The following is a 19513-nucleotide window of genomic DNA, read 5'->3' on the forward strand; positions in this document are numbered from 1 at the left end:
CGACATGAACAGCCTGTTCCCCGTCATGATCGGCGGCGCGATCGGCGCCGGCGCCCGCCATCTGGTTGGGCAGGCGATGCTTGCGCGGCTCGGCCCCGGTTTTCCCTGGTGGACGCTCTCGGTCAACATCGCCGGCAGCCTCCTGATGGGCCTGTTGATCGGCGCGCTGGCGCGGGGCAGCGACGGCGGCGAAACCGCGCGTCTTTTTGTCGGCGTCGGGATCCTCGGCGGCTTCACCACCTTTTCCTCCTTCAGCATGGAATTCTGGATGCTTTTCGAACGCGGTCAGATCGCTCAGGCGGCCGCCTATATGCTTGCGTCGGTGATCGGCGCCATCCTCGCCTGCGGGCTCGGCCTGTTCGTCATGCGGCAGATGCCGGCATGAGCGCGCGGGGCACCAAACTCGACGGCGCGACGATCGCCGAAGAGGATGACGGCATCCGTCTCGACCGCTGGTTCAAGCGCCACCGACCGGGAACGCCGCACGCTTTGCTCGCGCGCTGGGCGCGCTCGGGACAGTTGACGCTCGACGGGAAAAAGGCCGATGTTTCGGATCGCATCGCAACCGGGCAAAAGCTCGCCATGCCGACCCCGCCCGCCGAGATCGAAGCACGCCCGGCGCGCAAGGGGCGCCCGCTGACCGACGCTGATATCGAGCTCGCCGAATCGATGCTCATCCATCGCGACGCGAGCGCGCTGGTGATAAACAAGCTACCGGGCCTTGCGACGCAGGGCGGCACCAAGACCGAGCAGCATGTCGACGGCCTGCTCGACGCGCTCAAATATGACGGGCCGGTGCGGCCGAAGCTCGTCCATCGGCTCGACAAGGATACGTCGGGCGCGTTGCTGATCGCGCGCACGCCGAAAGCGGCCGCCTATTTCGCGAAGAGCTTTTCGAACCGCAGCGCCAAGAAGACCTATTGGGCGATCGTCGTCGGCGTTCCCGACATCGCACAGGGCGAGATCGACCTGCCGCTCGCCAAACAGCCCGGATCGGGCGGCGAGAAGATGCACGTCCACGACAGCGGCCTCGCGTCGAAAACGCGCTACCGCGTGATCGAGCGCGCGGGGAACAGCGCCGCGTGGGTCGAGCTGCAACCGCTGACCGGGCGCACGCACCAACTGCGCGTCCATATGGCGGCGATCGGCCATCCGATCGTCGGCGACGGCAAATATGGCGGCAAGGGCGCCTTCCTGACCGGCACGATCAGCCGCAAGATGCACCTTCACAGCCGCCGCCTGCGCATTGACCATCCCGATGGCGGCGCGATCGACATCAGCGCGGAGGTGCCCGAGCATTTCGCGGCCAGCCTCGACGCGCTCGGCTTCGACCCGCTGCTCGGCGAGGTCGGGATCGACGATGTCGCCAAGGGTCCGGCGCCGAAAGCCGCGGCAAAAGCCGCTGCGAAAGCGCACAGTAAGCAAATCCGCAAGGCGCGGCGCGGCGAAAGGCGCGGACGCACCGCGACGAGCAAGCCGACCGATCATGTCGGCAAGCCGAAACCCAAGACGAAGACCGGCAAACCCGCAGCGCAGAAGCCTGGTACCAAGAGACCGCCGTCGCGTCCCGCGCGGCCGCGCTGATGCACCCCAATAGCGCTTTCAGGCCGAAGCAGGACGACCTCGCCGAGCTGCTCGTGCGCGAGATCGGCTTTGCCGCAATCTTCGCGAGCACCCCCGACGGCCCGCGCGTCGCGCACGCGCCGGTGGTGCTGAACGACGATCGCTCCACGCTGCAATTCCACCTCGCGCGCGGCAACGCGCTCACCCGCCATCTCGACGGGGCGAGTGCACTCGCCGTCGTGCAGGGGCCCGACGCCTATGTGAGTGCGAGCTGGTATGCCGGAGCCGACCAGGTGCCGACCTGGAATTATGTCGCGATCGAGATGGAAGGTGTCGCCCGCAGGCTGGACGACATCGCGCTGGTCGCGCAGCTCGATACCCTATCGGCACAGCATGAGGCACGCGTCGGGGCGAACCCGCCGTGGACGCGCGCCAAGATGAATCCCGCGATCTTCGGCAAGATGACCGGCGCGATCACCGGCTTCGAGATGCGGATCACCGCTTGGCGCCCGACGATCAAGCTGTCGCAGAACAAGTCCGCCGACGAACGCGCGCGCGTCATTGCCGGGGTCGAGGCGACCGGCCACGGCGCGCTCGCGGAGTTGATGCGCCACCTCGGCGGCGATAGGGAGGGCGCATGAGCCAGGCCGACGACGCACTCGCCAAGAAACGCTTTTTCGCACTCAACCTGATGCGCCTGATGGGCGCGGCTTTCGTGGCGATCGGGTTCATTTTGATCGGCGGCGGCTTCACCTTCGCCGGCCAGCCGGCGGATCGCTGGATCGGCGCGGCGATCGTGCTGGTCGGCGCGTTCGATTTTGCGGTCATGCCCTTACTGCTCGCGCGCCGCTGGCGGTCGCCCAAAGACCTGTGAAACGCTTCTGGAAAGAGGTTGCCGTCATCGAGGAGGATGGCGGCTGGGGCATCGCGCTCGACGGGCGCCCGGTGCGCACGCCGCAGCGCGCGCCACTGGCGGTCGCGAGCTTCCCGCTCGCCGAAGCCATCGCCGCAGAATGGCGCGATGTCGGAGAGACGATCGATCCGGCGGCGATGCCGATGACGGGGCTCACCAACGCCGCGATCGACCTCGCCGCGCCCGACCTCGCCGCCTTCGCCGCGCCGGTCGCCGCCTATGCGGAGAGCGATCTTTTCTGTTACCGCGACGCGCGCGACGCGACGCTGCAGGCCGAACAGGCGGCGGCGTGGAACCCGTTGCTCGCCTGGGCCGAAGAACGCTACGGCATCGAATTCACGCTGACGCAGGGCGTGCTGCCCGTCGATCAACCCGAAGCAACGGTAGCCGCGCTGCAAGATGCGGCATTCGCGCAGGGTCAATGGCGCATCACCGCGCTGACGCCGCTGGTGACGATCGGCGGCTCGCTCGTCGCGGGCCTCGCGCTCGTCGAGAACGCCTTCGACGCCGACGCGCTGTGGGATGCGGTCAGCCTCGACGAACTGTATCAGGAGCGTCGCTGGGGCGCCGACAGCGAAGCGCAGAAAGTGCGCGCCGCGAACAAGCGCAACTGGGACAATGCCGCGCGGTTTTTGACCCTGCTCTAGTCGACGAAATGCGGCTTTCGCTTCTGCATCCCGGCCATCACCGCTTCCATCTGGTTGGGCGTGCGGATGACCTTGACCTGCTCGTCGCTCTCGGCCTGCAATATTTCGGCGTCGCTCGCCTGGCCGAGCATGTTGCAGAGCCGCTTCGCGCCGCGGATCGCGTGCGGATTCTTGTCGGCGATCACTTCGGCGAGTTCCATCGCCTTCGCCAGCGGATCGTCCGACACATGCGTCGCAAAGCCAAGCAGCTTCGCTTCCGACCCGTTGAATTCACGGTTGGTGTAAATCAGCTCGCGCAGCACATCGTCGGCAACCTGCGTGCGCCACAACGCCATGCCCGCGACGTCGGGGACAAGGCCCCAGCGCATTTCCATGATCGCGATGCGCGTGTCGGGGTGGACGATGCGAATGTCGGCGGCAGCCATGATCTGGCTGCCCGCGCCGAACGCGACACCATGCACCGCCGCGATCACCGGCACCGGCAATTCGCGCCAGCCCCACGCCGCATATTGGGCATTGTTCGCGATGCCCTTGGTCCGGTCGGCAAGGCTGCCGCCCGCGCTGCTCGCACCCGGATCGCGATCATTGCTGAGGCTGGAGAGGTCGAGTCCGGCGCAGAAAGCGCGCCCCTCGCCCGACAGCACGACGACGCGGAGGCCCGCAGTCGCCTTCAATTCATCGACCGCTTGGGCAAGCGCTTCCCACATCGCGGGATCGAGCGCATTCATCTTGTCGGCGCGGATCAACCGGACATCGGCGATCCCGCCATCGAGCATGGTGATCGAAATACGGTCTTTCACGGGAGAATCCTTTTTCAGCGTTTCAATGCAGCCTCGACGAGCGGAAGCTGGTCGTTGCCGAAATACATGTCGTCCCCATCGACGAAGATCGTCGGCGAACCATAGCCACCGCGCGCGATGACTTCATCGGTGTTCGCGCGCAGCCGCGCCTTGACCGCGTCGCTGCCCGCCGCTGCGGCGAGCGCAGCGCCGTCCAGCCCCTCGGCGTCGGCAACCACCGCCAGCACGGCGGGGTCGTCGAGATTTTCCTGCCGGTCGAAATAGCTTGCAAAGGCACCCCGCACAAAACGCACCAGCGCCGCCTGATCTTCCTCGAGCGCAGAGCAGAAACGCATCGCAGCGATGCTTTTTGCAGGGTGCCACTGCGACGGAAAATTCATTGGAACCCCGGCAAGGCGCGCCCAGTCCTTCAGCACCTTCCAGCTATGCGTCAACCGCCGGTTGTCGGCCTGCTCGCGCGCCGCATAGACGGCGGGATTGACCGCATTGAACACCCCGCCGACGAGGATCGGCCGATAGACCACGGTCGCGCCGGTGCGTTCGAGCACGCCCGGCAGATTGTGGAACGCGAGGCAGGTCCACGGGCTCGACAGATCGAAGAAAAATTCGACGCGCGGGGTCATGCTCAGGCCTCGGCCTTCGCCTTTTCCCAATATTGGTCGCGGAGCAGGCGCTTGTAGAGCTTGCCCGTATCGTGGCGCGGCAGCGCTTCGAGGAAGTCGATGCGGCGCGGGATCTTCACCCCCGACAATTTCTCGCGGGCATAGGCGATCAGTTCGTCGCGCAATTCCTCGGTCGCGTCGGCCATATTCGCGGGCTGGATCACCGCGATCACTTCCTCGCCCATTTCGTCGTGCGGCCCGCCGACGACCGCGACGTCGGCGACCTTGGGGTGGGTGACGAGGTGGTTCTCGATCTCCTGCGGATAGATGTTCACGCCGCCCGAGATGATCATGAAGCTCTTGCGGTCGGTGAGGTAGAGGAAGCCATCTTCATCAACTTTGCCCACATCGCCCAAAGTCGACCAGCCCCGGGAGTTGCGGCTCGAAGCCGTCTTCTCATTATCCCCATGATATTCGAAGACATTTTCGCTTTCGAAGAAAACCGCGCCTTCCTCGTCGGGACCGAGCTCGGTCTCGTTGTCCTCGCCCATGATGTGCACGGTGCCGAGGATCGGGCGGCCGACGCTGCCCTTGTGCGTCAGCCAGTCGGGGCTGGAGATGAAGGTCATGCCATTGCCTTCGGACCCGGCATAATATTCGAAGAGCACCGGCCCCCACCAGTCGATCATCGCCTGCTTGACCGGCACCGGACACGGCGCCGCGGCGTGGATCGCGACCTTCAATGAGGATGTGTCGTAGCGGGTGCGAACATCGCCCGGCAGTTTGAGCATCCGCACGAAATGCGTCGGCACCCACTGGCTCGAATTCACGCGATATTTTTCGATGTGCGACAGCGCCGCCTCGGGATCGAATTTCTTCATCAGGACGACGGTGCCGCCGAGGCGGTGGATCGTCATCGACCAGCGCAAGGGCGCGGCGTGATAGAGCGGCGCGGGCGAGAGATAGATGCTGTCCGAATTGATCTGGAACACCGCCGACGCGAGCATGACGAGGCTGTTGACCGCGTCGATCGCCGGATCCTCGGGCAGCGGCACGCGCACGCCCTTGGGCCGCCCGGTGGTGCCCGACGAATAGAGCATATCGACCCCGGCGCGCTCGTCGGCAACGGGAGTCGCGGGCATCGCCGCGACGGCATCCTCCCAGCTTTCGTAACCGGGAATGTCGCCGCCCATCGCGAAACGCTTGATTCCGGTGGTGAGCTGCTGTGCCGCGGCGGCGAGGCTAGCCGACACGACGAGTATCTTCGCGCCCGAATTTTCGAGGATATAGTCGGTTTCGTCCTGCGTCAGCCGCGACGAGATGCACACATAGCGCAGCCCCGCGCGCTGCGCCCCCCAGGTGAGGCCATAATAATGCGGCGTGTTGTCAAGCATGAAGGCGACGACATCCTCATGCCCCAGCCCGTGTGAGCGAAAGAGCTGCGCGGCGCGGTTCGACGCCGCGTCGAGTTCGCCATAGCTGACCGCCTCGCCCGTCTCCGCGACGATGATCGCGGGCTTGTCGGGGTTGGCGCGGGCGTGGACTGAGGGGTGCATCGGGCATCATCTCCGGAATCACTGGTTTCTTTATGTCGAAGATGAGTAGCAACCTGAAACTTTTGGTCAAGCAAGCTGGGGCTCGTGACGTCAAGAAGGGCAAATCCGAACGGCACGTCGGTCAAATCGTCGATCCTCCCTGTGCCGGAGGCGTGGGGAGGTGGCAGCCTCGAAGAGGCTGACGGAGGGCCGGACGCGACGTTGCCGCCCCTCCGTCAGCGCTGCGCCGAAGGCGCAGTTTATCCTGAGCGCCTGCAAGGCAGTCGAAGGGCGCTGCCACCTCCCCATCGCTGCGCGACAGGGAGGATTAATCGGGCCGCGAGCGCAGCGTATAGCCACGCCCTTTCACCGTGTGCAGCATCGGCCAGTCGAACCCGCGGTCGACCTTGGCGCGCAGCCGCGACATATGCACCTCGACCCGGTTGGTGCCAGGATCGAAATCGATCCGCCACACGGCACGGAGCAACGCATCGCGCGACACCGGGCGGTCGGGAACGCGCGCAAGATTGGCGAGCAGGTCGAACTCGCGCAGCGGCAGGCGGATGAGCCGCCCCGCGCGCTCGACGCGGCGGTCGATCAGGTCGATGCGAAGCTCGCCCTCGCCGAGTTGCCCCGCCGCGATGCGGCTGCGCCAGAGCAGGCCGGCGATGCGCGCGAGCAGCTCGGGGAGATTGTTCGTCCATCCGGCCGCATCGTCGGCGCCCGCGGACAGCGCCGTCATCCGGTCACCCAGCGCGTCGCGATCCGATACGACGAGCAGCGGCCGCCGTCCCGCGATCGATCGCGCCAGCCGGACAAATTCGGACGGTTCCTGCCAACCCAGAAACGGATTGACGAGAAGCAGGTCGAAACAGCTGTCGACCCAGGCGCGCAGCCCGTCGACATGCTGCGGGAGCAGTTGCACCGCAAGGCCGGCGGCACCGATCGCCGTTATCAGCGCATGGGCCCGATCCGGCTGCGGATGATAGACGGCGACGAGCAATTTCCTGTCGCCGGCCTCCGCAATCCCCGATGGTGCCATCCGTCTCCCCCGTCGTCGACGCAACATCTTGTCGCCCCGCCGCCCCGCCGGCATTGCACCGCCTTTCGGCTGTGCTAACCCATAGGCATGACCAGTATCGAAATGCTTGACGGCGACTTCGCCACCCTGCCCGACCTTGTCCGTGCCCATGCCGCGGAGCGTCCCGATGCCGTAGCGGCTGCCGACCCGTTGCGGCGGCTGAGCTGGTCCGAACTGGATCAATTGACCGACCGAATCGCCGCGCGACTGCAACAGGATGGATTCGCGAAAGGCGACCGCACCGCCATTGCCGGGCTCAACAGCGTCGAGCAGATGACGGTGATCCTCGGCACCTTGCGCGCAGGCGGCGTCGCGGGGCTCGTCACCAACAGCGCGACCGGCGAGCAGATGGCGGCGATGATCGCCGACACCGGCGCGCGCCACCTGTTCCTCGACAGCGCGGCAAAGGCGAGCCTCGAAGGCCATGTCATCACCGCGAGCGACCTGATCGCGATGGACGGCAGCGACGCGGGCACGCCGATCGATACCTGGCTCTCGCCCGCGGGCGTGAAGCCGGTGCCGGTCGACATCCAGCCGGGCGACGGGTTCAACATCATCTATTCGTCGGGGACCACCGGAACGCCGAAGGGCATCGTCCACAGCCACGCGATGCGCTGGCAGCATATCATCCGCGGCGCCCCCGCCTATGGGCCCAATGCGGTGACGATCCTGTCGACACCGCTCTATTCGAACACGACCATGGCGAGCTTCATGCCCACCGTCGGGTCGGGCGGGCAAGTCGTCCTGATGAAGAAATTCGACGCGCGCGGCTTCCTCGAACTGGCGGAGCGCGAACGCGCGACGAACACCATGCTCGTGCCGGTGCAATATCGCCGCATCATGGCACTCGACGATTTCGACCGCTTCGACCTCTCCAGCTTCGTGATGAAATATTGCACCTCGGCGCCCTTTCCCGCGGCGCTCAAGGCAGATGTGCTGAAACGCTGGCCCGGCGGGCTCGTCGAGATTTACGGCATGACCGAGGGCGGCGCGGCCTTCATCCTCGAGGCGCATCAATTCCCCGACAAGCTGCACACCGTCGGCAAGCCCGCGCCCGGGCATATCGCCAAGGTGATAGACGAGGACGGCAACGAATTGCCGCAAGGATCGGTCGGCGAAGTCGTCGGCCGCAGCCCCGCGATGATGACCGGATACAACAACCGCCCCGACGCGACCAAGGCGATGCACTGGTACGATGGCGAAGGAAATCTCTTCTATCGCCACGGCGACATCGGACGGATCGACGAAGACGGCTTTCTGACGCTGATGGACCGCGCGAAGGACATGATCATTTCGGGCGGCTTCAACATCTTCCCGAGCGATCTCGAGGCGATATTGATCGCCGACGATCGCGTGGTCGAGGCGGCGGTCGTCGGGATGCCAAGCGAGGAGTGGGGCGAAACGCCGGTGGCGTTCGTCGTGCTGAAACCCGGCGCCGATGCCGAAAGCGTGCGCGCCGATTGCAACGCCAAGGTCGGCAAAACGCAGCGGCTGAGCGCAATTACCCGAGTCGAGGAACTACCCCGCAGCCCGATCGGCAAGGTGCTGAAACGCGAACTGCGCGATGCCTACGCCGGGTGAATCGCGGGTGAGGAAAGGTCTGAAAGCGACCGATAGTTGCCCATTGATCCTCCCTGTGGCGAAGCCATGGGGAGGTGGCAGCGCCCTTCGACTGCCTTGCAGGCGCTCAGGATAAACTGCGCCTTCGGCGCAGCGCTGACGGAGGGGCTATTGGCGCGAAGTTGCCGCCCCTCCACCATCGCCTAGGCGCCTCGCGGGAAGCAACGCGCCCAGCGCGTTGCTTTTACCCCGCTCGCTCCCCCTTCCCATACCTGCGGCATGAGGAGGATGTTTCTTTCCCCGTCATCCTCGTACGAGGCACGTGACTCGTACGACTTGTTCCGGGGTCCATTCTAGCCAGCGCCAGAGGATGGATCCCCGATCAAGTCCGGGATGACGGAAGTGGGGAACGTCCGCTCACCACACCAAAACCACCGCGTACGCCCTCACAGCATATATTTCATCCTGATCGACTGGCGCATGTCGCCCGCGACCGCGAAGCTGGCCGATTTGAAGCTGGGCGGCCCGACGGTGATCGTCGGGTTGCGCGAAAAGCCGAAGCCTTCCTTCGGCAGGAAGATGGCAGTGTCGAGCTTGTTGTTGCTGTTCTCGTCATGCACGACCGCGATCGCATAGGTTCCGGCGGCGGGTGCATGGATGGCGAAATTTTCCGCGTCGGCCGCCTTCACCGCCATGCGCACCGAGCCCGCATCCTTGCTGCAATCGGGAAAGGCCCTGCGGTTCGTGGTCAGGCAGACGAGGACCTGCCCCTTCGCGCTGCGCAGACCCGTGACGCTGACCTCAACCGTCGGCGGCGGCGGGCTCACGGCGGTCAGCAGCGCGGGCAAAAGAGCCAAGCCCGATATCCGTGCCGCACGCCTTGTCCCAAAAGCGGAAATAAAGGCCATAATTCCCCCGGTAAGCCGCATGATGCGCCTGATGGTGCGTTGCGGTTATCAGCCATTTCCCTGCGGGTCCATGAACAAGCGCGCGCGGAAACATCTCCCACCCCATATGGTTGCCGACCCCCATCACCGTCATGATCGCAAGCACGAGGCCGAGCATCGCGACGTGGATGGGGACCAGAAAGACGAGCCCCGGAATGACGATGGCACCGGTGATCGCCTCAAGCGGATGGAAGCTCATCGCCGCCCACGCGGTGGGCGGGCGGCTCGCATGATGGACCGCATGCGCGGCGCGGAACAGCGCCGGGCGGTGCATCCAGCGGTGCGTCCAGTAAAACCAGCTATCGTGGAGCAGCAGATAGGCAAGCAGGCTGACGGGCAGATACCAGAGCGGAAAAGCGTGGACGTCGGTATAGATGCGCGTCCAGCCATGTTCCTGCCAGCCCCAGGCGACGATGCCCGCCGGAACCCCGTAAATGGCGGCGCTCGCGAGGCTCCAGCCAATCTCGCGCTTCATCTGCGGTTCGAGCCCGCGATACAGGCCGGGGTGCCTCCACTTCGTCGCGAAGGCGAAGGCGCCGCTGGTGATCAGATAGCGCACGCCGACGATCGCGGTCATCGCGAGCACGGAAAAAAGGATCGCCCAGCCGGTCATGGCGCAAGGCTAGCCGCTCGCCGCCGCGTTGCAATGGCTTTGCGCCCGCGCGTTCGGGTGGCTAAGGCGGAGGGATGGCGGGGCAGAACATCGATAGATGCGACATCGCGATCGTCGGCGGCGGGCTCGCCGGCGGCCTTGCGGCGCTCGCGCTCGCGGCGAAGCGGCCCGACCTCGACGTGCGGCTGGTCGAACCGGGACCGGTCGGCGGCAATCACATCTGGTCCTTTTTCGACAGCGACATCGCAAAGAAGGATCGCTGGCTCGTCGCGCCGCTCGTGCGCCATCACTGGCCGCGCTACGGCGTCCGCTTTCCCGGGCACGAGCGCAGGCTGCGCATGGGGTACAAGAGCATCACCGGCGAAGCGCTCGCCGAAGCGGTCGCGGCGGCGCTGCCCGAGGGGCACATCATCGCCGACAAGGCGAAGCATGTCGCGCCCGACCATCTGCTGCTGGCGCGCGGCGGGCGATTGTCGGCGAAGCATGTCATCGATGCACGCGGCGCGGGCAAATTTCCGGGGCTCGACTGCGGCTGGCAGAAATTCGTCGGACAGGCGCTGACGGTGAAGGGCGGGCATGGCGTCGACCATCCGGTCGTGATGGACGCGGCCGTCGAGCAGCTGGACGGCTATCGTTTCGTCTATCTGCTGCCCTTCGATGCCGAGACTGTGTTCGTCGAGGACACTTATTACGGCGACGACGCCGACCTCGATGTGGGGGCGGTGCGCGAACGCATCGCCGCCTATGCCGCGGCGCAAGGCTGGAAGGTCAAGGCGACCACGCGCGAGGAAAACGGCGTGCTGCCCGTGGTCGTCGCGGGCGATTTCGAGCGGCTGTGGCCGGCGTCCGACCGCACCGCGCGGATCGGCGTGCGCGCCGGCCTGTTCCACGCGACGACCGGCTATTCGCTGCCTGACGCGGTGCGCACCGCATCGGTGCTGCCCGCGCTCGTCGACCGGTCCGACCTTGCCGCCGTCCTGCGCGGCCGCGCGGCGGCGGCGTGGCGGCGCCAGCGTTTCTACCGGATGCTCGGCGCGATGCTGTTCCGCGCGGCCGAGCCCGAGACGCGTTTCCGCGTCTTCGAGCGTTTCTATCGCCTGTCGCCGCGGCTGATCGCGCGCTTCTATGCGGGTCGCTCGACGACGGGCGACAAGCTGCGACTGCTCGCCGGCAAGCCGCCGGTTCCCGTCGGTCGCGCGGTTGCCGCGCTGGCGAAGTTCGACTGGCGATGACCCGCCGCGCGATCGTTATCGGCGCGGGGTTCGGCGGGCTCGCGCTCGCGATCCGGCTGCAATCGGCGGGCGTCGCGACGACGATCGTCGAGGCGCGCGACAAAGCCGGCGGGCGCGCCTATCACTGGCAGCGCGACGGTTTCACCTTCGATGCGGGGCCGACCGTCATCACCGACCCGCCGTGCCTCGAAGAACTCTGGGCACTCAGCGGGCAGAATATGGGGCAGGACGTCGAGCTCGTCCCCGTCACGCCCTTCTACCGCCTCAACTGGCCCGACGGCACGAATTTCGACTATTCGAACGACGAAGCGGCGCTGCGCGAGGAGATCGCGAAGCTCCATCCCGCCGATGTCGCCGGCTACGACCGCTTTCTCGAATATTCGAAGGGGGTGTATGAACAGGGCTATGTGAAGCTCGGCGCGGTCGCCTTTCTCGACTTCGCTTCGATGGTCCGGGCGGCGCCGGCGCTGATGAAATATCGGGCGTGGCGCAGCGTCTATGCGATCGTCTCCTCCTATGTGCGCGACGAGCGGCTGCGGCAGGCGCTCTCCTTCCATACGTTGCTCGTCGGCGGCAATCCGATGACGACGAGCGCCATCTACGCGCTGATCCACACGATCGAAAAGGAGGGCGGCGTCTGGTTCGCGCGCGGCGGCACCAATGCGCTGGTGCGCGGCATGGTGCGCCTGTTCGAGCGGCTGGGAGGGGTGCTGCGCCTCGACGATCCGGTGGCGAAAATCGACACGGCCAGCGACCGCGCGACCGGCGTGACGACGCAAAGCGGCTGGCAATGCGAGGCCGACATGGTCGCGACCAACGCCGACTTGATGCACAGCTACCGCGACTTGCTCGGCGGTCATCGGCGCGGGAAGAGGGCCGCAAAGAGCCTGGCGCGCAAACGCTGGTCGCCCTCGCTCTTCGTCGTCCATTTCGGGGTGAAGGGCAGCTATCCCGGCGTCGCGCACCACAGCATCTTGTTCGGGCCGCGCTACAAGGGGCTGCTCGACGACATTTACGGCGGCAAAGTGCCTGACGATTTCTCGCTCTATCTCCACCATCCGAGCGTCACCGACCCGGGCATGGCACCTCCGGGACACTCGACCTTCTATGCGCTCGCCCCCGTCGCGCATCTCGGCAAGGCGCGGGCCGACTGGGACGGCGATTTCGGCGAGCAGTTCGCCGACGCGATCCTCGACGAGGTCGAGCGCCGCGTCGCACCGGGCCTCTGCGCCAACCTCGTCACGCGCTTCCACTATACGCCCGCCGATTTCGGCCGCGACCTGTCGGCGCACCTCGGCAGCGCATTCAGTCTGGAACCGGTGCTGTGGCAAAGCGCTTGGTTCCGCGCGCATAATCGCGACGACGTGATTTCGAATCTTTACTTCGTCGGCGCGGGGACGCATCCGGGCGCGGGTATTCCGGGGGTGGTCGGCAGCGCCAAGGCGACCGCCCGTTTGATGTTGGAAGATATATGAAGCGCCTTGCCGTCTATTGCGGGTCCGCGACCCCCGAAGATCCGATCTATATCGAAACCGCGCGCCACGTCGGGCGCACGCTGGCCGAGCGGGGGATCGGCGTCGTCTATGGCGGCGGCCGGCTCGGGCTGATGGGCGCGGTCGCCGACAGCGCATTGGAAGCCGGCGGCGAAGTGATCGGAATCATTCCCGACGCGCTCGTCGGCGCCGAAGTCGCGCATCGCGGCGTCACCGAACTCCATGTCGTCAGCGGCATGCACGAGCGCAAGAAGATGTTCACCGACCTCTCCGACGGCTTCCTTACCATCCCCGGCGGCGTCGGCACGATGGATGAGCTATGGGAAGCGATCAGCTGGGCGCAGCTCGGCTATCATGCGAAGCCCGTCGGGCTGCTCAACGCCGCGGGCTTCTATAACGACCTGATCGCGTTCAACCGCCATATGATCGAGGTCGGCTTCATCCGCCCCGCGCACGCCGGGATCATGATCGTCGACGCCGGGCTCGACGAGCTGCTGGACAAAATGGCGGCCTATGTGCCGCACAAGACGATCTTCGCGATGAAGGCCGAAAACCTCTGATGACCGAGGAGGGGGTCTATGACGCACACGCCCTCCACGGTTTCGCGCACGACAGCATCGCGCGCGGATCGAAAAGCTTTGCCCTGGCGAGCCAGCTGTTCGACCGGATCACGCGCGAGCGCGTGTGGCTGCTCTATGCCTGGTGCCGCGCCGCCGACGATCTGACCGACGGACAGGATCATGGCGGCACGATGAAGCCGGACCACGACCCCGCCGCCGCCGTCGCGCATATCCGCGCGCAGACCGACAAGGCCTTTGCCGGCGAGCCGACCGGCGAGGCCGCCTTCGACGCGCTCGGCTTCCTGCTCACCGAGGTCGCCATCCCGCGCGCGGTGATCGAGGACATCATCGCGGGGTTCGAGCTCGACGCAAAGGACTGGCGCCCGCGCAGCGAGGACGACCTGCTGCGCTACGCCTATCATGTCGCGGGCGCGGTGGGGGTCGCGATGGCGCTGGTCATGGGGATCGACGCGCAAGACGAAACGACGCTCGATCGCGCCTCCGACCTCGGCATCGCTTTCCAGCTCGCCAATATCGCGCGCGACGTCGCCGAGGATGCCGCCGCCGACCGCTGTTATCTGCCCGTCGAATGGATGGTCGAACTCGACATCCCGCCGGGGCAGCACATGCACCCGGCCTTTCGCCCACGCCTGTCGGTGATGGCCAAATGGCTCGCCGAGATGGCCGGGGAATATGAGGCGTCGGGGCGCTGGGGCGCACGCAAGCTGCCCCCGCGCAGTCGCTGGGCGGTGCTCGCGGCCGCGGGAATCTATGGCGACATCGCGCGCGAGGTACGGCGCCGCGGCGACCATGCGTGGGATCATCGCGCGGCATCGAGCCTGCTCGCCAAGCTCGGCTGGATCGCGCGCGCCGGCTGGTCGGTGCTGCGCCGGCCGCCGCAGCGGCGGATCAGCCGCGAGGGGCTGTGGATGCGTCCGCGCCGCGAACCGTCGGCATGAGCCCGATCGAGGGGCTCGCGGCGGCGCTGGTCCTCGTCAACGTCGCGCTCGTCGCGCTGCGGAGCGTATGGAACTATCCCTTCGCGCTCGTCGCGGTGACGCTCTACGCCTTCGTCTTCTTCGAAGCGAAGCTGTACAGCGATATGCTGCTCCAAGGCTTTTTCTTCGCGCTCAACCTTTACGGCTGGGCGGCGTGGACGCGTGCGCGCGACGAGAGCGGCGTGCCAGTACGCTGGATGACCGGCCGCGCCCGCCGGGGCTGGGCGCTGGCGACGATCGCCGCCTGGGCCGGTTGGAGCTTTGCGATGGACCGATATACCGACGCCGTCGCGCCATGGATCGACGGCGCGATCGCAATGCTCAGCATCACCGCGCAATGGCTGCTCGCGCGGCGCCGCGTCGAAAGCTGGTTCCTCTGGATCCTCGTCGATCTGATCGCCATTCCGCTCTTCGCCTCGCGCGGCCTCTACGCGACGAGCGCGGTTTATGTCGTGCTGCTCGGTCTGTCGATCGACGGGCTGATCCAGTGGCGCCGCGCCGCGCGACGGGCCGGGTAGCGCTGTGACGCGCCATATCTGCCTCCACGGCGCCGAAAGCACCGGCAAATCGACGCTCGCCCCGCGTCTCGCCTTGCGGCTCGGCGGCCTGGTCGTCCCCGAATATGGCCGCACCTACGCCGAAGCCAACGGCATCGACCTCGACGAGGTCGACCTGCTCGCGATCTTCGACGGGCATCGCGCGGCGACCGAGGCCGCGCTCGCGCAAAAGCCCGAATGGCTGATATCGGACACCGATCCGCTGATGACGCAAGCGTGGGCGATCATGCTGCTCGGCCGCCGCCTGCCCGAAATCGACCTGTGGGACGCGGTCGCCGATCTCTATCTCGTCCCCGCGATGGACCTGCCCTGGCAAGAGGATGGCACGCGCCTGTTCGGCAGCGTCCTGGCGCGCGCGCAATTCATGGAGGTCGCGATCGGCGAACTCGACCGGCGCCGGCTTCGATGGGCGTGGGTCGAGGGCGAAGGCGATGCGCGGGTCGAGAGTGCGCTGGCGGCGATCGAGGCGGCCGGGCTGGGCTAGCCGCTATCTTCATTGTCGCAGCCGCGCCGCACGGCTAAAGCAACGCGCGTGACCGCGCTTTCCCTCCGCATCGCCGCTTTCGCCGACCGCCGGCCAAAGCTCCTCGCCCTGTTGCTGGGTGCCGTTTCGGCGACGGGATTTGCGCCGCTCCACCTCTGGCCGCTCTCTCTGCTCGCGATCGCGGGCTGGATGGCGCTGGTCGCGCGCAGCTCCAAAGGTTCGCGCGCGCTCGGCATCGGCTGGGCGTTCGGCGTCGGTCATTTCGTCGCCGGGCTGAACTGGATCGCGACCGCTTTCACCTATCAGGCGGCGATGCCCGCGTGGCTGGGCTGGATCGCAGTCGTGCTGCTGTCGCTTTATCTGGCGGTCTATCCGGCACTGGCAGCCTGGGGCGCGTGGCTGGCGAAGCCGAGGGGCGATACGCATTTTGCCGCACCGTCCTATCTGCTGGCGTTCGGCGGGCTCTGGATTCTCACCGAGTGGCTGCGCAGCTGGATTTTTACCGGCTTCGCGTGGAATCCGATGGGGGTGATCACCGTCCCGCACGCTGCCATGCCCGCGCGCTGGATCGGGACCTATGGCATGAGCGGGTTCGTCTTCCTGCTCGCGGGGGTCCTGATACTGGCGTGGTTTCGCCGCCGCGTCGCCGCCACCGCGCTATTCGGCAGCCTGCTGCTTTTCTGGGGCGCAGCCTTCGTTTCGCAAATGGGCAGCAGCGCCGACGCCGCCGTCCGATCCAAGGGCATCGCCCGGATACCCATCACCGTCGTCCAGCCCAATGTCGGACAGGAGGACAAGTGGGAAGGCAGCAAGGCCGACGCCAATTTCGCCAAGCTCGCGCGGCTGACGACGCAGAAGGACGACAGACCGCGGCTGATCCTGTGGCCCGAAGCGGCCGTCCCCGACTATCTCGAACGCGGCTATCCGTCGGTCTATTACGACCGTTCGCCTGCCGAAGCGCGCGCGCGGATCGTTCGGTTGATGAACCCGAACGACATCATGCTGCTCGGCGCGCTCAGGCTCGAACTCGACAAGGCGGGCGATGTCGTCGGCGCGCGCAATGCGGTGATGACGTTGCACGCCGACGGCACGCTGGGCCCGCGTTACGACAAGGCGCATCTGGTGCCCTATGGCGAATATCTGCCGATGCGCCCGATCCTGTCGGCGATCGGCCTGTCGCGGCTTGCGCCCGGCGACATCGATTTCTGGCCGGGGCCCGGCCCGCGCACGCTCGATCTCGGCGCCTTCGGCCGCGCGGGGCTGCAGATCTGCTACGAGATCATCTTTTCGGGCCAGGTCGTCGACCGCGACCATCGCCCCGACTTCATCTTCAATCCGTCGAACGACGCCTGGTTCGGCAGCTGGGGCCCGCCGCAGCATCTCGCACAGGCGCGGCTGCGCGCGGTCGAGGAAGGCCTGCCGGTGATCCGCGCGACACCCACCGGGATCAGCGCGGTGATCGACGCCGATGGCCGCATTGTCGAATCGCTGCCGATGCACAAGGCGGGGCGTATCGATACGACGGTGCCGCCCGCGCGCCCGCTGACGCTCTTTGCGCGCTTCGGCAACGCTCTGCCGGTCGGTTTCGCGCTGCTGTTGCTCGCGCTGGCCATTGCGTTCCGGCGCTCGGGACGCTAACAGCGCGCGGACATAAAGCATCCTTTATATTCGATTTCGAGAAGGCTTTCCCATGCGCAACAGCTTCCTTTTCACCTCCGAAAGCGTTTCGGAGGGCCATCCCGACAAGGTCGCCGACCAGATTTCGGATTCGATCGTCGACCTGTTCCTGTCGAAGGATCCCGAGGCGCGCGTGGCGTGCGAAACGCTGACGACGACGCAGCTCGTCGTGCTCGCGGGCGAGATCCGCTGCAAGGGCGTGTTCGAGGATGACGCATGGGCACCGGGCGCGCTCGACGAGATCGAGGCGACCGTGCGCAACACGGTACGCGAGATCGGCTATGAGCAGTCGGGCTTCCACTGGCAGAGCTTCCGCTTCGAGAATAATCTCCACGGCCAGTCGGCACATATCGCGCAGGGCGTCGACGAAAGCGGCGACAAGGACGAGGGCGCGGGCGACCAAGGGATCATGTTCGGCTATGCGTCGGACGAAACCCCCGACCTGATGCCCGCGACGCTCGATTACAGCCACAAGATCCTCGAGCGCATGGCCGCCGATCGCAAGGCGGGCACCGCGCCCTTCCTCGAACCCGACACCAAGAGCCAGGTTACGCTGCGCTACGCCAACGAGCGCCCGGTCGAGGCGACGGCGATCGTCGTATCGACGCAGCACGCGCCGGGCTATTATTTCCACAACGGCGAAGGCGACGAGGCGAAATATAGCGAGCTTCGCAAATATGTGCTCGGCGTGATCGCCGACGTGATGCCCGCCGAGCTGCTCACCGCGAACACCGTCTATCACATCAACCCGACCGGCCGCTTCGAGATCGGCGGGCCCGACGGCGACGCGGGGCTGACCGGGCGCAAGATCATCGTCGACACCTATGGCGGCGCCAGCCCGCACGGCGGCGGCGCGTTCAGCGGCAAGGACCCGACGAAGGTCGACCGTTCGGCCGCCTATATCACGCGCTATCTGGCGAAGAATATCGTCGCCGCGGGCCTCGCGCGCCGCTGCACGATCCAGCTTTCCTATGCGATCGGCGTCGCCGAGCCGCTGTCGATCTATGTCGACCTGCACGGCACCGGCACGGTCGAGGAAGGCCGCATCGAAGCTGTTCTTCCACAGCTCGTGCGCCTGACGCCCAAGGGCATCCGCACACATTTGGGGCTCAACAAGCCGATCTATCGGCAGACCGCGGCCTATGGCCACTTCGGCCGCACCGCCGAGGGCGACGCCTTCCCGTGGGAGCGCACCGACCTCGTCGACAAGCTCAAGGCGGCGCTCGCCGCCTGACGCGGGTAGCGGGGGCGCTTGCCGCCCCCGCCTCGCCGCGCTAACGGGCGCGGCATGACTGCGCACAAACCCGGCGATCCGACGACCCTCAACCGCCTTTACGGCCGTTCGAAGGGCAAGCCGCTGCGCGCGGGGCAGCAGGATCTGGTCGATACGCTGTTGCCGCAGATCGCGGTGCCCGAAGTTGGCGAAGTTTCCGCGGAGCGTCTGTTCGGGCAGGCATGTCCGTTGCATTTTGAAATTGGTTTTGGCGGCGGCGAGCACATGGCGGGGCGCGCCGACATGCTGCCCGATCATGGCTTCATCGGCGCCGAGCCCTTCATCAACGGCGTGGCACAGGCGCTGGTCCATGTCGCGGGCGATCATGGCGCAAGGCTGCCGCTCGGCAACGTCCGCATCCATCATGGCGATGCGCTCGAAGTGCTGCGGCGGATCCCCGACGGCGCGTTGTCCTTCGCCTATCTGCTCCACCCCGACCCCTGGCCCAAGGCGCGCCACGCGAAGCGGCGGATGATGAACGATGGCCCGCTCGACCTGATCGCGGCGAAGCTCAAGCCCGGCGGCGAGTTCCGCTTCGGCACCGACCATCCGATCTATCTGCAGCACGCGTTGATGGTGATGCGCCGCCACCGCCACCAGTATGAATGGCTGGCGCAGGGCGCGCGCGATTTCCAGCAGCGCCCCGGCGGCTGGCCCGAAACGCGCTACGAAGCCAAGGCGCGCGCGCAGGGGCATGAGGTCTGGTATTTCCGTTACCGGCGGATCTAGCCCTTGGATTCGCGCTTCGCGGCCTTGGCTTGCCGCAGCCGGTTCTCGCGCATCGCGAGTTCTTCGTAGCGGCACAGCGGCACCGGGGGCTTCGCGGCGCGGGATGTTTCGCGGCGGGGTTTCTTGCCGGGCATGATGGCGCATCCTAGCGCGCGCACCGCGCATAAACAAATGGGGCGGCCTCGTATCGAGTGCCGCCCCAGTGTTGTGGATCCGTCGGGGAGAGGGAGAGGACGGTTCCGGAGATTG

22 protein-coding genes are annotated in these 19513 nt (G+C 66.5%); 15 read left to right on the forward strand and 7 right to left on the reverse strand.

Annotated elements, in window-relative coordinates:
* Nucleotides 1-4 precede the first annotated feature (4 nt).
* Genes crcB through OVY29_RS12495 form a run of 5 tightly spaced genes read left to right on the forward strand, consistent with a single transcriptional unit; the run spans nt 5 to nt 3123 of the window.
* Nucleotides 5-385, forward strand: coding sequence for a fluoride efflux transporter CrcB (gene crcB / locus OVY29_RS12475; protein WP_037557675.1), 381 nt, complete (start codon nt 5-7; stop codon nt 383-385).
* Entirely contained in the window at nt 382-1584 is a 1203-nt protein-coding gene (locus OVY29_RS12480; protein WP_037557674.1) for an RluA family pseudouridine synthase, read from the forward strand. The genes crcB and OVY29_RS12480 overlap by 4 nt, the downstream gene beginning before the upstream one ends.
* On the forward strand, nt 1584-2204 hold the full coding sequence (locus OVY29_RS12485) for an FMN-binding negative transcriptional regulator (protein WP_037557673.1): 621 nt from the start codon (nt 1584-1586) through the stop codon (nt 2202-2204). Before OVY29_RS12480 ends, OVY29_RS12485 begins: the two co-directional genes overlap by 1 nt.
* A complete protein-coding gene (locus OVY29_RS12490) occupies nt 2201-2437 on the forward strand; it encodes a hypothetical protein (RefSeq protein WP_037557672.1) in 237 nt (78 codons plus the stop codon). Before OVY29_RS12485 ends, OVY29_RS12490 begins: the two co-directional genes overlap by 4 nt.
* On the forward strand, nt 2434-3123 hold the full coding sequence (locus OVY29_RS12495) for an ATP12 family chaperone protein (RefSeq protein WP_037557671.1): 690 nt from the start codon (nt 2434-2436) through the stop codon (nt 3121-3123). The genes OVY29_RS12490 and OVY29_RS12495 overlap by 4 nt, the downstream gene beginning before the upstream one ends.
* Here OVY29_RS12495 and OVY29_RS12500 read toward each other — a convergent pair.
* The 4 genes from OVY29_RS12500 to OVY29_RS12515 form a co-directional block, all read right to left on the reverse strand.
* Nucleotides 3120-3923, reverse strand: a complete 804-nt coding sequence (locus OVY29_RS12500) for a crotonase/enoyl-CoA hydratase family protein (RefSeq protein ID WP_313911514.1) — start codon at nt 3921-3923, stop codon at nt 3120-3122. The two genes, OVY29_RS12495 and OVY29_RS12500, sit on opposite strands and share 4 nt — an antisense overlap.
* Before the next feature lie 14 nt (nt 3924-3937).
* Nucleotides 3938-4546, reverse strand: a complete 609-nt coding sequence (locus OVY29_RS12505) for a 2-hydroxychromene-2-carboxylate isomerase (RefSeq protein ID WP_037557669.1) — start codon at nt 4544-4546, stop codon at nt 3938-3940.
* A gap of 2 nt (nt 4547-4548) precedes the next feature.
* Nucleotides 4549-6081, reverse strand: coding sequence for an acyl-CoA synthetase (locus tag OVY29_RS12510; RefSeq protein WP_313911515.1), 1533 nt, complete (start codon nt 6079-6081; stop codon nt 4549-4551).
* Nucleotides 6082-6388: 307 nt separating this feature from the next.
* Nucleotides 6389-7102 (reverse strand): response regulator transcription factor, encoded by a 714-nt coding sequence (locus OVY29_RS12515; RefSeq protein WP_313911516.1) that lies wholly within the window; start codon nt 7100-7102, stop codon nt 6389-6391.
* Nucleotides 7103-7189: 87 nt separating this feature from the next.
* On the opposite strand from OVY29_RS12515, the gene OVY29_RS12520 reads away from it, so the two are divergent.
* Nucleotides 7190-8722 (forward strand): class I adenylate-forming enzyme family protein, encoded by a 1533-nt coding sequence (locus OVY29_RS12520; RefSeq protein ID WP_313911517.1) that lies wholly within the window; start codon nt 7190-7192, stop codon nt 8720-8722.
* Nucleotides 8723-9147: 425 nt separating this feature from the next.
* Here OVY29_RS12520 and OVY29_RS12525 read toward each other — a convergent pair whose 3' ends face one another.
* Nucleotides 9148-9558: a DUF2141 domain-containing protein gene (locus tag OVY29_RS12525; RefSeq protein WP_313911518.1), complete on the reverse strand. Its 411-nt coding sequence runs from the start codon at nt 9556-9558 to the stop codon at nt 9148-9150.
* Nucleotides 9503-10261, reverse strand: coding sequence for a sterol desaturase family protein (locus OVY29_RS12530; protein ID WP_037557666.1), 759 nt, complete (start codon nt 10259-10261; stop codon nt 9503-9505). The genes OVY29_RS12525 and OVY29_RS12530 overlap by 56 nt, the downstream gene beginning before the upstream one ends.
* A gap of 74 nt (nt 10262-10335) precedes the next feature.
* On the opposite strand from OVY29_RS12530, the gene crtY reads away from it, so the two are divergent.
* From crtY to OVY29_RS12575, 9 genes are read left to right on the forward strand one after another with little or no spacing between them, the layout of a single operon-like run.
* Nucleotides 10336-11493 carry a lycopene beta-cyclase CrtY gene (gene crtY, locus OVY29_RS12535; protein ID WP_313911519.1) on the forward strand — a complete coding sequence of 386 codons (1158 nt, stop codon included), beginning with the start codon at nt 10336-10338 and terminating at the stop codon, nt 11491-11493.
* A complete protein-coding gene (locus OVY29_RS12540; protein WP_313911520.1) occupies nt 11490-12968 on the forward strand; it encodes a phytoene desaturase in 1479 nt (492 codons plus the stop codon). The genes crtY and OVY29_RS12540 overlap by 4 nt, the downstream gene beginning before the upstream one ends.
* Nucleotides 12965-13546, forward strand: coding sequence for a TIGR00730 family Rossman fold protein (locus OVY29_RS12545; protein ID WP_313911521.1), 582 nt, complete (start codon nt 12965-12967; stop codon nt 13544-13546). The genes OVY29_RS12540 and OVY29_RS12545 overlap by 4 nt, the downstream gene beginning before the upstream one ends.
* Nucleotides 13546-14505, forward strand: coding sequence for a phytoene/squalene synthase family protein (locus OVY29_RS12550; RefSeq protein WP_037557662.1), 960 nt, complete (start codon nt 13546-13548; stop codon nt 14503-14505). Before OVY29_RS12545 ends, OVY29_RS12550 begins: the two co-directional genes overlap by 1 nt.
* Complete coding sequence (pnuC, locus tag OVY29_RS12555) at nt 14502-15062, forward strand: nicotinamide riboside transporter PnuC (protein WP_313911522.1); 561 nt, start codon at nt 14502-14504, stop codon at nt 15060-15062. The genes OVY29_RS12550 and pnuC overlap by 4 nt, the downstream gene beginning before the upstream one ends.
* 4 nt (nt 15063-15066) lie before the next feature.
* Nucleotides 15067-15585 (forward strand): AAA family ATPase, encoded by a 519-nt coding sequence (locus OVY29_RS12560; protein ID WP_037557661.1) that lies wholly within the window; start codon nt 15067-15069, stop codon nt 15583-15585.
* A 48-nt stretch (nt 15586-15633) separates the two neighbouring features.
* Nucleotides 15634-17223, forward strand: coding sequence for an apolipoprotein N-acyltransferase (gene lnt, locus OVY29_RS12565; protein ID WP_313911523.1), 1590 nt, complete (start codon nt 15634-15636; stop codon nt 17221-17223).
* Nucleotides 17224-17275: 52 nt separating this feature from the next.
* Entirely contained in the window at nt 17276-18496 is a 1221-nt protein-coding gene (gene metK, locus OVY29_RS12570) for a methionine adenosyltransferase (protein ID WP_037557660.1), read from the forward strand.
* Nucleotides 18497-18550: 54 nt separating this feature from the next.
* A complete protein-coding gene (locus OVY29_RS12575) occupies nt 18551-19264 on the forward strand; it encodes a tRNA (guanine(46)-N(7))-methyltransferase TrmB (protein WP_313911524.1) in 714 nt (237 codons plus the stop codon).
* On the opposite strand, the gene OVY29_RS12580 is transcribed toward OVY29_RS12575, so the two are convergent.
* On the reverse strand, nt 19261-19398 hold the full coding sequence (locus OVY29_RS12580; protein WP_313911525.1) for a hypothetical protein: 138 nt from the start codon (nt 19396-19398) through the stop codon (nt 19261-19263). The two genes, OVY29_RS12575 and OVY29_RS12580, sit on opposite strands and share 4 nt — an antisense overlap.
* Nucleotides 19399-19513 lie beyond the last annotated feature (115 nt).

This window comes from Sphingopyxis sp. SE2 (genome assembly GCF_032227185.1).
Taxonomy (GTDB): Bacteria; Pseudomonadota; Alphaproteobacteria; order Sphingomonadales; family Sphingomonadaceae; genus Sphingopyxis.